We start from the raw sequence: 13,535 nt of genomic DNA, 5'->3' as shown, positions 1-13,535 counted from the left end.
TTAAAAGAAAACCCCCATTTTGTGATCAAATGGGTGTTTTTTATTTTTCATAGAGTTAATCATACAATTAATCACGTAATTTACCAAAATTTGTGTAGATCATATTGATAAGTATTCTCATTTGGCCTATTGTTAATGCCATAATTATTAATATCAAAGGGCTAGCAAAATGAAATTTATATCTCGATCTGTAGCAAAGAGTATCAGTGTCGGCCTGTTAGCGGGTTCGGCAGTCATGGCAAGCTTCGCATCATGGGCTGAAACGGTCACCGACATAGTTGGTCGCACGGTTGAAGTTCCTGAGAATGTAAATCGTGTTTTGTTGGGCGAGGGCCGTTTGTTCCACGCTATCGCTTTACTTGAAGGCGATAAACCACTGGCCCGTATCGCAGGTTGGCAAGGTGATTTCCGCAAATTGGACCCACAGTCTTATGCTGTCTATAAAGCTAAATTCCCTGAAATTGACAAGGTTCCTTTGATTGGTAATACCAGTGCTGATAGTGTCAGCTCTGAAAAAGTATTAACTCTCAACCCGGATATCGCTATTTTTGGTTTGTCTGGTCATGGTCCTGGTAAAGACAGCGAATTGGTCGCTCAACTTGAAAAGGCAGGTGTTCCGGTTGTATTTGTCGATTTTCGTACTGAGCCGTTAAAGAATACGCTGCCGAGCATTCATATGCTAGGTAAAGTACTAAATCGTGAAAAACAAGCGGCGGAATATGCTGATTTTTACGAAAAAAATGTAAAACTGGTGACTGACATCACTAATAAAATCCCGGAAGAGAAAAAACCAACAGTATTTATCGATTTGAGAGCGGGTGCTTTTGAAGACTGCTGTGCAACTGCCGGTGACGGTAATATGGGTAACTTTATCGATTTGGCTGGTGGTAAAAACATCGCTAAAGGTGTTCTGCCAGGCGTACTTGGTAATATGAACCTCGAAAAAATTATTGCAGTTGACCCTTATATTTACATTGCTAGTGGTGCAAAAGCGCCAGACAGTAATGAACCTGGTGTAAAACTGGGAGCGCAATCTACGCCTGAATTAGCAAAAGCCAGTCTGAAGCAAATGACTGAACGTAAAGGTATTAGCTCGTTGACTGCGGTCAAAGAGGGCAGAGATTATGCGATTTGGCATAATTACTACAACTCTCCATATAATGTGGTCGCGACTCAAGTATTTGCTAAATGGTTCTATCCTAAGCAATTTGCAGATTTAGATCCGCAAAAGACACTGAATGAATTACACAGTAAATTCCTGGCGGTTGATCCATCAGGGGTTTACTGGATCAGTGAGAAATAATTGGTAAGTCAGGTAACGGGAATAATGAGCGCCACTACTGAGCCAATGGTGAAACAACAATTAGATGACAGCAGTGTAAAAGTCCATTACCGATATATTTTACGCCGCCGTATTGTGATGATGGTATTCATCGTGCTGATTATTGGTGTGTCATTGGTATTAGATTTTACGATAGGGCCATCAGGTTTATCTTTGTCATCTCTCTGGCAGACTTTAGTGTCGCCAGAGAGTGTGGACGCGGGTACGCGGGTAATTGTTTGGGATATCCGTTTACCCTACGCCCTGATGGCGGTAGTGATTGGCCTGTCTCTTGGGCTGGCTGGCGCGGAAATGCAGACGATCTTAAATAACCCATTAGCCAGTCCCTCTACTTTAGGGGTTGCTCAGGCGGCTGCATTTGGTGCTGCGTTGGCGATTGTATCTGGTATTGGTATTCCTGGCGTGCCTGATCAATGGTTCATCTCTGCGAATGCTTTCATTTTCGCTTTGTTGGCCGCATTGGTGCTGGATACGATTACTCGTTTGACCCGCGTTGCTACGTCTGGGGTAGTATTGTTTGGTATTGCACTGGTCTTTACCTTTGAAGCATTGGTTTCCATGATGCAATTTATCGCAACGGAAGATACCCTTCAGGGGTTAGTACTCTGGACAATGGGTAGTCTTGCCAGAGCGACCTGGATAAAATTGGGTGTTATGTTGTTGGTGTTTACCGCTGTTTTTCCTATTTCAATGATGAATTCCTGGAGACTGACAGCGCTGCGCTTGGGTGAAGATCGTGCAATCAGTTTTGGTATCAATGTTCATCGTCTGCGCTTGGGGACATTATTGCGTATCAGTATTCTTACCGCTTTAGCCGTTGCATTCGTTGGGCCAATTGCCTTTGTCGGTTTAATTGCGCCACATATTGCCCGTATGATGTTTGGTGAAGATCATCGTTTCTATTTGCCAGCCAGTGCCCTAATTGGTGCATTGGTGCTCTCTATGGCGTCCATTGCCTCGAAGAATCTTATCCCGGGTGTTGTTATTCCGGTTGGGATCGTTACTGCGTTAGTTGGGGTTCCATTCTTCCTTAGCATAATTTTACGTCATAGGGGGAATATATGAGCCCGGGATTAACCATTAGCAATTTTTTTGCGGGTTATCCGAAACATTCGGTTATTGAAAACCTGAATGTTGCTCCATTGCCGCGAGGGAAAATTACGGTACTGTTGGGGCCAAATGGTAGCGGTAAATCAACACTTCTGCGTTCTTTGGCTGGTTTAAATCGTGCAACAGGTCAACTTTGGCTTGATGGTCAAGATTTGATGCAGATGAGTTTTGCCCAGCGATCGGAAAATGTGGTTTATTTACCACAGAGTTTACCTGCTGGTGTTCATTTGCATGTACTAGAATCGATTATCGTTGCTCAACGGGCATCCGGATGGCGTCATTCTGAAACCAGTGAAGAAGAGGTGATGTCGTTATTACGTCAGTTGGGGATTGAACATCTGGCGTTATGTTATTTAGATCAGTTATCTGGCGGTCAAAAACAGTTGGTCGGATTGGCTCAATCGTTAATTCGTAAGCCAACGTTATTATTGTTAGATGAACCGCTTAGTGCGTTGGATTTAAATTATCAATATCATGTAATGGCGTTGGTGGCGCAAGAAACGTATCGGCGGAATATTATTACGGTGGTTGTTGTTCATGACATTAATATCGCATTGCGTCATGGTGACCATGTATTAATGTTGCAAAAAGGTCATTTAATTGCAGAAGGAACTCCAGAGCAAGTTATTACGTCAGAGAGTCTGGCACAGGTTTATGGTGTCAAAGGCAGAATTGAACGTTGTTCTCAGGGTATTCCTCAGGTATTAGTTGATGGATTGGTTTCAAAGTTAGTGAGTGAGAATTCATTTTGACTTGTTATTTAAATGATATTTTTTACAAAATATGGCATAAATTGCGCACAAAAACGGAATGTACATAGTTGTACGTGGGGGAATGATCTATTTTTCTTATACTAGGATGTCTTAAAAGCGACATTTTTTGTCTGACTAATGCCGAGCGCCTCTCTTTATTGTAAAGGGTAGTAAATAAAATGATTTAATAAGATAGATTATTATAGCCAATAAAAATATATTTTTATACTTTATGGTAATAAGATGTCAGTAAACTAATAGAACTACACAGGGATAAATATTTTATTCATGTTATCTTAGCATATGCTGATTGTTCATTTTTATTAAATGAGCTACTTAGTGAGCTGAATCTCAGTGATCAATATCACGCAATAGTGTTGGTATCACGGGAAACATATTGTTGTAATATTATTATCTTGGGTAGTTTATGATATTAATACGGTTTTGTGACATGGTAAGGAATTAAGCACAGTTATCGGAGGGATATTTTACAGGTATTGATTTTAAAGATAAAGATTGAAGATTAATTTTAACTTATTGTTTAAATTATATTTTTAATAAAGCATAGACGTGGAATGCGCACAAAGATCAGAATGTGCATCATCGTACATGGGGAGTGGTTTATTTACCTTATATTACTGTGTGTTTAAAAGCTAACTGTATTTGAAAGCTACAGTTTTTGTCTGGCTAATGCAGAGATTGACTCTTTAACCGCAAAGGATAGTAAATGGAATAAGTTAATAAGATATAAGCAAACTAAAAAAATAATAAAACCACACAGAGGTGAATATTTTATCCTCGTTATTTGAGCACATGTTGATTATCCATTTTTATAGATGAATAAAGTGAAATTATATCTCTTGGAGAATCGAGAATGGGTGTTTTTAATAAAAGAAAAATCACGTTAGGTGTTATTGCTGCAATTTCATCTAGCTCAGTCTTTGCGGTTGGTAGCAATAATGACACTATTGTTGTGACTACAGCGGCAGGCTTTCAACAGAAAATTGAAGATGCGCCAGCGTCTATTTCTGTGGTGAGCCGTGAGCAATTGGAAACTAAGGCTTATCGTGATGTGACTGATGCATTGAAAGATGTACCGGGGGTTGTTGTTACAGGGGGTGGTAGTTACAGTGATATTAGCATTCGTGGTATGACGTCTCAATATACTATGATTCTGATCGATGGTAAGCGCGTTGATACCCGTGGTACTCGTCCAAACAGTGATAATTCGGGTATTGAGCAGGGTTGGTTGCCACCGTTGGCCGCGATAGAACGTATCGAGGTGGTGCGTGGTCCTATGTCTTCCCTCTATGGCTCTGATGCGATGGGCGGGGTGATTAACGTGATCACCCGTAAAGTTCAGAAAGAGTGGAAAACCAATTTCCGTACCGATACGACATTAACTGAAAGTAAAAATTCTGGTAACAGTTATCAGAGCAGTGTTTATTCAGCAGGTCCAGTTGTTGATGGTTTACTCGGCTTGAAAGTCACTGGTCTATATTCTCACCGCAACGAAGATAAATTTATTGATGGTTTTAGCGAGCAAGAAATGCGTAACGGTTCAGCAACTCTTTCTCTGACACCTGATGATAAGAATACTTTTGATTTTGAAGCGGGTCGTTATGAGCAGAAGCGTAACGCTATTAAAGGAAAATCGTCTCGTTATAGTGACTCGAAAAATGATTATGATCGTAATAACTATTCTATTACGCATAATGGTATTTATGATTTCGGCACCATGACTTCATATATTCAACATGATGATTCACGTAACCCTGGGCGTGATATGAGGTATAGAGATACGGTGTTTAATAACCAAACCGTCTTTCAGTTATTAGATGATCATACTGTGAGTATCGGGGGACAATATCGTTATGAGAACTTACATGGTGGTGATAATAGACTAGCTTCTACTAATGGCTTGGATAAATTGACTCGCTGGAGTTGGGCATTGTTTGCTGAGGATGAGTGGCAGATGACCAATGACTTTTCCTTGACTGGTGGTATCCGTATGGATAAAGACGAGAATTTTGGTAGTCATTGGACTCCACGCTTATATGGTGTGTGGCATGTAGATGAACAATGGACAATTAAAGGTGGTGTATCTACTGGTTACCGTTCTCCGGATTTGCGTTATATTTCGGCGGATTGGGGGCAGCAAACAGGTGGTTATGTTGGAAATGGTATTATTCTGGGTAACCCGGATTTGAAACCAGAGAAAAGTGTCAATGAAGAAATTAGTGTTATCTGGAACAATCGGGACAATTTTAATGTTGGGCTGACTGTATTTAATACTGATTTTAAAGATAAAATTACAGAAGTCACAGCTTGTAGTAGGGGGAGTTCAAAACCTTGCACTGTCGGAACAGACCCGCATGTATATACATTTATCAGTGAACGTATAAATGTACAAAAAGCTAATATTCGTGGTGTAGAAGCGACAATGAATTGGGATATCGTTGAAAACTGGTCATTGGCTGCAAACTACACTTACACCGATTCAGAACAGAAGAGTGGGAAAAACAAAGGAAAACCTTTGAATAAAATGCCTAAACATATGGTGAATGCGACTCTGAATTGGCAAGCCTTACCCGAAATACAAACTTGGACTCGAGTTAATTTCCGTGGTAAAACTTCAGATTATTTAGATCGTGGTGAAAGAATGAGTGAAGGAACGCCGTCTTATGCCTTTGTGGATATAGGTGCTGTTTATAATTTGTCCAAAGATTTGCGTGTATTGGGCGGCGTGTATAACGTATTTGACAAACGTGTGACCAGTGAGAATTATGGGGCACAACTGGATGGTCGCCGCTATAACATTGGTATCAATTACGACTTTTAATAACGTGTTCTAACTAACAGCGTCATAATCCTCTTTGTTTGTTGCTGACAGAGGGGATTTTTGTTTTTTACTTATACCGGTAAAAACTGAATAGCAATCCGTTTTGTGTTGTGTTAAAACTTAGCCCATGTCAAAGAAATGTATATGACACCGCTAAGCTCCATAGCGCTATCAATGAGTGTGGTAAAAAATAATGAACTTTTGGTGCGGCGAGTATTGCTATTTCAGGTCTTCAAGTGCAGAATTCGCCCACTAGAGAATAACTGATGCGTTTATTATGTGTCGGTTATTTTTTTTGCTTTGACTTATTTTTTACTATACCAGAGGCCGGACTCTGAGCCGGATAGATAATTGGCCCACGAGCAACCGTAACGAGGATCGGTTGCCGTAATGAGGAACGCTAATATGGAGCAATTATTCTCTTTCGCACTTGTACCAATCGGTACATGCTGCTGCATTGATGACTACGGAGCGTTGCGCTCTGCGTATAATCCAGCCTCTAACTCTCCTGCCTATAGGCAGAAGCGAAGTCTTCCCAGTAACTGTCGATTAAGTAGTGTCATAACGCGAATCGAAGTTATGGGAGGTTTCGCTCATGTCGCATAATACTGTAATCCCACTAGGCACCAACCAGACTGGTGCGAACAATCGTGTTCAACTCAGAAAAACACTGACTTTGATTCAGGTGGTGATGATGGGTCTTGCTTATCTGCAACCTATGACCATCTTTGATACTTTCGGCATTGTTTCTGGTTTGACCGACGGTCACGTACCGACATCCTACGCTATTGCTTTGATCGCGATTTTGTTTACTGCCTTGAGCTACGGGAAATTGGTAAAACGTTTCCCATCCGCCGGATCTGCATATACTTATGCACAAAAATCCATTAGTCCGCATGTTGGCTTTATGGTGGGTTGGTCATCGCTATTGGACTATATGTTCATGCCGATGATTAATGTCTTGTTAGCGAAAATTTATCTTCAGGCCATTTTTCCTAGCGTGGATCCGTGGATCTTCGTCGTGGGTTTCGCATTACTGATGACAGCTTTTAACCTGCGTGGCATTAACGTTGTTGCTAATCTCAACACAGGTATTGTGATTGTTCAGGTTGCCATTATGGTTGTATTTGTGGGCTTACTGATCCACGGTGTGTACAACGGGGAAGGCGCGGGAACTTTATGGAGTGCGAAACCATTCGTTTCTGAGGATGCCAATTTAATCCCGATGATTACTGGGGCCACGATTTTGTGCTTTTCATTCCTGGGGTTTGATGGCATTAGCTCGTTGTCCGAAGAGACACCGAATGCTGGTAAGGTGATCCCGAAAGCGATTTTCCTGACGGTATTAATCGGTGGTGTCATCTTTATTGCGGTTTCTTATTTCTTGCAGCTCTATTTTCCGGATATCTCTCGGTTCAAGAACCCGGATGAATCTCAGCCAGAAATTATGCTGTATGTAGCGGGTACTCTGTTCCAAGCCATTATCTTGGTGTTCTCTTGTGTCACCGTTTTAGCTTCTGGTATGGCGGCTCACGCAGGGGTTTCCCGTCTGCTCTATGTTATGGGGCGTGATGGCGTGTTTCCTGAGAAAGTATTTGGCTATGTGCATCCAAAATGGCGAACTCCGGTAATCAACGTGTCGCTGGTAGGTATTATAGGGTTATCTGCGATTACCTTTGATCTGGTGACTGCGACAGCTCTGATTAACTTTGGCGCGTTGATAGCGTTTACCTTTGTAAACTTGTCAGTCATTTCTCAATTCTATATCCGTGAACGTCGTAACCGTACATTAAAAGATACAATTAATTTCTTAGTATTACCTATAATAGGTGCTTGTACTGTTAGTGTACTGTGGATGAATCTGGAACAAAGTTCTATGGAGTTGGGGCTAACTTGGGGAGCAATTGGTCTGATTTACATGGTATTCCTGACCCGTCGCTTCCGTCAGCCGATGCCGCAATGCTCTGAAATGGTTTAATATCGAGTAAAAGAATAATGGCGCCGAATTTGGCGCCATTATTTTTCCTATGTTGCCAATTTACCGTAATAGTGAAGAAAAGGGTGCTTAGGAAAAAAAACAGCGAGGTAGCTTACAGATAAGAAAAATTTCAACGGTAAACGGAGAAAAACAATCTATGCTCTGAGAGGTGATTATTATTAAGGAAGAGACTATGAATGGTACAGAAACCTCTCAAAATCAACAATTCATTACTACCCTGACCAATATTGTCGGTAAATCTCATATCCTGACTGCCCCCCATAAAACTGAACGTTATCGTAAAGGTTTTCGCTCCGGCCAGGGAGACGCTTTAGCTGTCGTATTTCCTGGTTCACTAGTGGAACAGTGGCGTGTGTTTAAGGTCTGTGTTGAAGCAGATAAAATCATCTTAATGCAAGCGGCCAACACGGGGGTAACCGAAGGTTCTACTCCGAATGGCAAGGATTACGATCGTGACATCGTGATCATTAGCACGTTGCGCATGAATAAAATTCAGGTTTTAAAATCGTGTGATCAGGTAGTTGCGTTACCGGGCAGTACATTATGGCAACTTGAACGTGCGCTCAAGCCTCTGGGGCGTGAACCTCATTCAGTTATCGGTTCTTCCTGCATTGGCGCTTCCGTGGTTGGGGGCATCTGTAATAACTCAGGAGGTTCTTTAGTTCATCGTGGGCCGGCTTATACCGAAATGGCATTGTATGGACGAGTTAATGAGCGCGGTAAGCCAGAGTTGATTAATCATCTGGGTATCTATTTGGGAGAAACGCCAGAAGAGATCCTCACTTGTCTGGAAGAACAGCGTTACAGTGATCAGGATGTTGAACAGGGGCAGCGTAAAGCATCTGATCATGAATATGCCCAACGAGTGCGTGACGTAGATGCTGATACTCCATCTCGTTTCAATTCTGACGAACGCCGTTTATTCGAGGCCTCAGGTTGTGCGGGTAAGCTGGTTGTGTTTGCAGTCCGGCTCGATACTTTTTCGGCAGAACCCTTGTCTCAAGTATTTTATATCGGTACCAACCAAACTGGCGTATTGACGGAATTACGTCGCCATATATTAGCAAATTTTCATAATTTACCGGTGGCGGGTGAATATATGCACCGGGATATTTTCGATATTGCGGAAACTTACGGTAAAGATACTTTCATCATGATTGATAAGCTTGGTACCGATAAAATGCCGGCTTATTTTACTTTAAAAGGGAAAATGGACGCTATTTTCAACCGGGTCCCATTTTTGCCTACCAATCTTGTCGATCGTATTATGCAGGGATTAAGTCGCTTACTTCCTTCCCACTTGCCTAAGCGTTTGAAAGAATATCGTAATCGTTTTGAGCACCATTTGATATTAAAGATGTCCGGTGATGGGGTTGAGGAAGCCAGAAGCTGGTTGGAAAAATATTTTAGTAAGGTAGAAGGCGATTTCTTTGCTTGTACACCGGAGGAAGGGGCTAAAGCGTTCTTGCATCGTTTTTCTGCTGGCGGCTCAGCGATCCGTTATCAAGCGGTGCATAGCAACACAGTAGAGAATATCCTGTCACTTGATATCGCTCTACGCCGTAATGATCGTGAATGGTTTGAACAATTACCCCCAGAGTTTGATGATGTATTGGTTCACAGACTTTATTGTGGACATTTTATGTGCTACGTATTCCATCAGGATTACATTGTGAAAAAGGGGGTAGATGTACAGGCATTGAAAGAAAGAATGATAGAACTGCTTGATAAACGAGGGGCGGAATACCCGGCAGAGCATAATGTGGGGCATGTATATCAAGCTAAACCCCAACTTAAGGCTTTTTATCGGATGACTGATCCCACTAACACTCTCAACCCAGGAATTGGAAAAACATCCAAGCTGAAAAATTGGGGCGAGGGATCTTAATGTCAATATTCTCAGGCGAGTATATATGACTCGCCGTTTCATTTATCTAATTATCCAACTAATTTGGCTGCATACTCCATGAGTGCTTTAAGTTGGCGGCATTTTTCTTCATTACCTTGGTGTTCAATGAAGAGTTGTTCAATTATAAAGAAATATTCATTCAGTTTATCCTGAGTTAAGATATCTTGACGATGACGTAACCAGTGCTGTTGTTCATCGTAAGTTAGAGTAGCGGGATAGTTTTTGGCACGGTAGCGGAATAACAGCGTTTTAATACGTGGGTCCTGAAAAGTCAAATCGAGTGCCGGTAAATTCTGAGGCAGAGTCTCACGGATAATATTCATTGCTGCTTTATCGGCACTACTAAAGAAGCCGTCATACAGTCTAGCGTCAACATTATCGGATTCAGGGAAAGGTTCGGCCTCTGCAAACAGCTCTACAACTTTTTCTCTGATTTGTGGATTATTCCGTAGAATAGCCAGATTTTTTTCGCAGTGATTACGATCTAATCCAATACGTTCAGCGTCTTCTGTTCGCAAAGTATTATCGGGGGCGATTATCGGGCACTTATTAATATGAACCAGTTTTATAGGGACTGGTGATTGATCTGGCTGCAATTCGTCATGGCGGGTATATAGACGTTCACGTAATGTATCTGCGTCCAATTCCAGTAATGGTGAAATATCTCCAGCTAAATCGCACATAATAACCGCATTCTGGTTTACTGGATGCCAGGCAAGAGGCGCAACTAAACTGAGGTTGCTGCGAGCAGCGCCAAACATCCCGGAAACATGAACCAGCGGTTTCATTTGGGGGATATCGATGAGGGCGCTAATTTTCTGCTTATTTCTTAACTGAAAGAAATAATTGAACATCTTTGGCTGTACTTCTTTGAGTAATTTTGCCATTGCGATCGTGGCGTAGACATCGGACATAGCATCGTGAGCATGTGAATGTTCAACGCCATTTGCCTTAGTCAGATGTTCTAACTTAAAGCTAGGTAGACCATCTTCATTCTCTGGCCAGACAATACCTTCGGGGCGCAAGGCATAACAGGCACGCAATACATCAAGCAAATCCCAACGGGAATTACCTTTTTGCCAACTATAAGCGTATGGATCATAAAAATTACGGTAAAAGATATTCCGGCTGACTTCATCATCAAACCGAATATTGTTATAACCGAGGATACAACTGTTCGGTACACTGAATACATTATGAATCTGGCGGGCAAATTCCGCTTCATTGACCCCTTTTTCTAAGGCAATTTGCGGAGTAATGCCGGTAATCATGACAGCTTCTGGTTGTGGAAGGTAATCATCAGCGGGTGAACAGTAAATAACTAATGGCTCTTCAATAATATTGAAATCCATATCAGTACGAACACCAGCAAATTGAGCCGGTCTGTCCAAGGCCGGATGTTGACCAAAAGTTTCGTAGTCATGAATGTAGAAAGTGGGTTGTTCGCTGCTATTTTTCACTGTTGTTCAATGTCCAAGGTTGTTGATTAATTATCTTTTTACCGCGTAGTTTGGTTTTAATCAGCTTTAATGTCCAAATAAAATGGTAATTTATTATTTAGTGTTAATTCAGGTCTGATAGTGTCTGGTTATTTATACAGGCATCTATCAGATTACAAAGTCATACTAGACGTATCTGTAATTTTTTACCGACAGCTGCTGCATATTTTTTCAATGTATTATACGAAGGTCCTTGTGTACCAGAAGCTAGTCCACTTTCAAGCCGTGTGATGGCCGTTGCTTTGGTTCCCATGCGTTCAGCTACTTGCGCTTGTGTTAGCCCGGCTTTTTTGCGTGCAGCTAGCAGCTCATCAAGCAATGCAAATTCTTGTTCCAGTTTCTCGTATTCAGCTTTTACAGCCGGATTTGACAGCATTTTTGCAACCATTTCATCGTGTGTCATAGTTGGAGGGGTATATTTACCAGTCATTTTTTACCTCTTTCATTCTGATTTCGGCTTTCCTGCGTTCTTTAAGTGGGGTCTTTTGCGTTTTCTTCACGAAACTGTGCAACATCACTATACGGTGACCAACCATTGTGCAATAGAACACGCGAGCAATCCCTTCAGCCCCTTTGAGTCTGAGTTCAAACAACTCATTACCAAATGCTTCTGTGTGTGGTTCTCCGAGGTTGGCGCCATGTTCTCGCATTCTTTCGGAATACCTGATGTAACGGGCTTGAAGTGTGTCAGGGAGAGCAAGGATCTCATTCTCCATCTCGGTGCTATAGTAATCAATAGTATATTTCATGAGCCAAAAATAACAAATTTGTTATGTTTTTGCAATGCTTTGCTAATGTGAAGCAGGTATATGTGACGGTTCCTTGTCCTATTGAATTGTATCCTAAAAGTTGGACGCCAGATTACTGACTTAAGGGGGCTGTTCTATGAAGAAAAATATCCCGTTGCCTCTAGGATTCAGGTTGCTGAGTATTTCCTGTCAGGTACTCTTGGCGCTAAACTGATTGCAAAACATTTTGGTATTTATCATAGTACTATTGTGTACATATTTTCTTACTTTTTGCTCCATGATCGGAAATTGGTTATTAACATTTTGAGTACTTGGAATAAGAAATTGTGTGTTTTAAGACCATTTACCCTTGACAATATTGACCTGCCAACCGCAGTATGCATCGAAGTATTGAAAAAATAAACGAGGTGAATATGTCAAATTTAATTTATTTAATGAAATATTTGATGAATTCTCTGTAGGGTTAGATCAATGAAGATAGTAAGTATATTAATGAAAATCGTGATGCATATAATCCAAGGGATAATTGGTGCGGTGAGTGTATTTTCAGTTATAGGATTAGTTTATTTTACCTTGATGTCAACATTGGAAAATAGATATCAGTATGTGATAGTTGCAGGTATATGCTTGGCGCTTTCTGCGTTTTTTTACTATATAACGGAAAAAATAAAAGAAAAATACATATTATTCCAATAGGTTATAATTAGTAAATAGAATAGTTATTCTTTACCAAGGTGGATTCGACTAATAAGTACATTTTTCAGGGAGGGCTTTCTTATTATCAATGGTATTATCACAGGAAGTCTATAAATACCTTTTACTAGTTTGCTGATGAATTGTTTAGGCAATTTTACCAGCAAACAGGGTATATAATAATTAGAATATATTTATCTTTATTAAGGATAATTAATTTCTTGAAAATGTTCATTGATAGATTCAATATATTGTTCACTTAAACCAGTTTCATATTGAATTCTCTCAAGTAAATTTGTTCTATTGACGCTATAAAATGGTTTAATAGAAATCCCATTTTTGGGGTGGGTTATTTTTATAATTGGAATTCTTGTCTTGCGTGCATGGCCAAAAGAGATTTCGTAACCATTCAAATCAAAAGGAATTTTTTTCATCACTTAACCTAATCATAGTTATATTTTTCGTCAATTTTAATTATGTTTCAGCAATAAGGATTTTTTTATTTTATTATTAAGATGGGTATCACAAATATAGTCATTTTGAACATTTATTTAAATAAGATTTCATAATAGTGCTACACTCATTTTTTGTCTTCCTGGCTTTTGCTGTGATGAAAACGATGCCAAAAAGGCATCAACAT

11 protein-coding genes are annotated in these 13,535 nt (G+C 40.6%); 7 read left to right on the top strand and 4 right to left on the bottom strand.

From position 1 onward, the window contains the following. Nucleotides 1–169: 169 nt before the first annotated feature. From Phpb_RS00465 to dld, 6 genes are all read left to right on the top strand, one after another. Nucleotides 170–1,303, top strand: a complete 1,134-nt coding sequence (locus tag Phpb_RS00465; RefSeq protein WP_065388697.1) for an ABC transporter substrate-binding protein — start codon at nt 170–172, stop codon at nt 1,301–1,303. 24 nt (nt 1,304–1,327) lie between these two features. Beyond that, complete coding sequence (locus Phpb_RS00460; protein WP_065388696.1) at nt 1,328–2,407, top strand: FecCD family ABC transporter permease; 1,080 nt, start codon at nt 1,328–1,330, stop codon at nt 2,405–2,407. Further along, nucleotides 2,404–3,204: an ABC transporter ATP-binding protein gene (locus tag Phpb_RS00455; RefSeq protein WP_046394920.1), complete on the top strand. Its 801-nt coding sequence runs from the start codon at nt 2,404–2,406 to the stop codon at nt 3,202–3,204. The genes Phpb_RS00460 and Phpb_RS00455 overlap by 4 nt, the downstream gene beginning before the upstream one ends. Nucleotides 3,205–4,078: 874 nt before the next feature. After that, nucleotides 4,079–6,046 (top strand): ligand-gated channel protein, encoded by a 1,968-nt coding sequence (locus tag Phpb_RS00450; RefSeq protein ID WP_065388695.1) that lies wholly within the window; start codon nt 4,079–4,081, stop codon nt 6,044–6,046. 595 nt (nt 6,047–6,641) lie between these two features. Then, entirely contained in the window at nt 6,642–8,024 is a 1,383-nt protein-coding gene (locus Phpb_RS00445; RefSeq protein WP_065388694.1) for an APC family permease, read from the top strand. A 193-nt stretch (nt 8,025–8,217) separates the two neighbouring features. Next, nucleotides 8,218–9,933 (top strand): D-lactate dehydrogenase, encoded by a 1,716-nt coding sequence (gene dld / locus Phpb_RS00440; RefSeq protein WP_065388693.1) that lies wholly within the window; start codon nt 8,218–8,220, stop codon nt 9,931–9,933. 50 nt (nt 9,934–9,983) lie between these two features. On the opposite strand, the gene sbcB is transcribed toward dld, so the two are convergent. The 3 genes from sbcB to Phpb_RS00425 form a co-directional block, all read right to left on the bottom strand. Then, on the bottom strand, nt 9,984–11,414 hold the full coding sequence (gene sbcB, locus Phpb_RS00435; protein WP_065388692.1) for an exodeoxyribonuclease I: 1,431 nt from the start codon (nt 11,412–11,414) through the stop codon (nt 9,984–9,986). Nucleotides 11,415–11,574: 160 nt separating this feature from the next. Then, nucleotides 11,575–11,883 (bottom strand): helix-turn-helix domain-containing protein, encoded by a 309-nt coding sequence (locus Phpb_RS00430; protein ID WP_065388691.1) that lies wholly within the window; start codon nt 11,881–11,883, stop codon nt 11,575–11,577. After that, a complete protein-coding gene (locus tag Phpb_RS00425) occupies nt 11,873–12,202 on the bottom strand; it encodes a type II toxin-antitoxin system RelE/ParE family toxin (protein ID WP_065388690.1) in 330 nt (109 codons plus the stop codon). The genes Phpb_RS00430 and Phpb_RS00425 overlap by 11 nt, the downstream gene beginning before the upstream one ends. A 471-nt stretch (nt 12,203–12,673) precedes the next feature. On the opposite strand from Phpb_RS00425, the gene Phpb_RS00420 reads away from it, so the two are divergent. Then, on the top strand, nt 12,674–12,898 hold the full coding sequence (locus Phpb_RS00420) for a hypothetical protein (protein ID WP_065388689.1): 225 nt from the start codon (nt 12,674–12,676) through the stop codon (nt 12,896–12,898). A 200-nt stretch (nt 12,899–13,098) separates the two neighbouring features. Here Phpb_RS00420 and Phpb_RS00415 read toward each other — a convergent pair whose 3' ends face one another. Then, nucleotides 13,099–13,329: a hypothetical protein gene (locus Phpb_RS00415; protein WP_065388688.1), complete on the bottom strand. Its 231-nt coding sequence runs from the start codon at nt 13,327–13,329 to the stop codon at nt 13,099–13,101. Nucleotides 13,330–13,535 lie beyond the last annotated feature (206 nt).

It is taken from the genome of Photorhabdus namnaonensis (assembly GCF_001684335.1).
Lineage (GTDB): Bacteria > Pseudomonadota > Gammaproteobacteria > Enterobacterales > Enterobacteriaceae > Photorhabdus > Photorhabdus namnaonensis.
The sequence above is the reverse complement of the archived record's forward strand: the minus strand, read 5'-3'. Positions and strand labels throughout refer to the sequence as shown.

Bases quoted from the DNA above. Each gene is read 5' to 3' on its own strand.
- Phpb_RS00445 (WP_065388694.1), top strand. From the start codon at position 6,642: ATGTCGCATAATACTGTAATCCCACTAGGCACCAACCAGACTGGTGCG.
- Phpb_RS00420 (WP_065388689.1), top strand. From the start codon at position 12,674: ATGAAGATAGTAAGTATATTAATGAAAATCGTGATGCATATAATCCAA.
- Phpb_RS00430 (WP_065388691.1), bottom strand. From the start codon at position 11,883: ATGACTGGTAAATATACCCCTCCAACTATGACACACGATGAAATGGTT.
- Phpb_RS00465 (WP_065388697.1), top strand. From the start codon at position 170: ATGAAATTTATATCTCGATCTGTAGCAAAGAGTATCAGTGTCGGCCTG.
- Phpb_RS00415 (WP_065388688.1), bottom strand. From the start codon at position 13,329: ATGAAAAAAATTCCTTTTGATTTGAATGGTTACGAAATCTCTTTTGGC.
- dld (WP_065388693.1), top strand. From the start codon at position 8,218: ATGAATGGTACAGAAACCTCTCAAAATCAACAATTCATTACTACCCTG.
- Phpb_RS00425 (WP_065388690.1), bottom strand. From the start codon at position 12,202: ATGAAATATACTATTGATTACTATAGCACCGAGATGGAGAATGAGATC.
- Phpb_RS00460 (WP_065388696.1), top strand. From the start codon at position 1,328: ATGAGCGCCACTACTGAGCCAATGGTGAAACAACAATTAGATGACAGC.
- Phpb_RS00450 (WP_065388695.1), top strand. From the start codon at position 4,079: ATGGGTGTTTTTAATAAAAGAAAAATCACGTTAGGTGTTATTGCTGCA.
- Phpb_RS00455 (WP_046394920.1), top strand. From the start codon at position 2,404: ATGAGCCCGGGATTAACCATTAGCAATTTTTTTGCGGGTTATCCGAAA.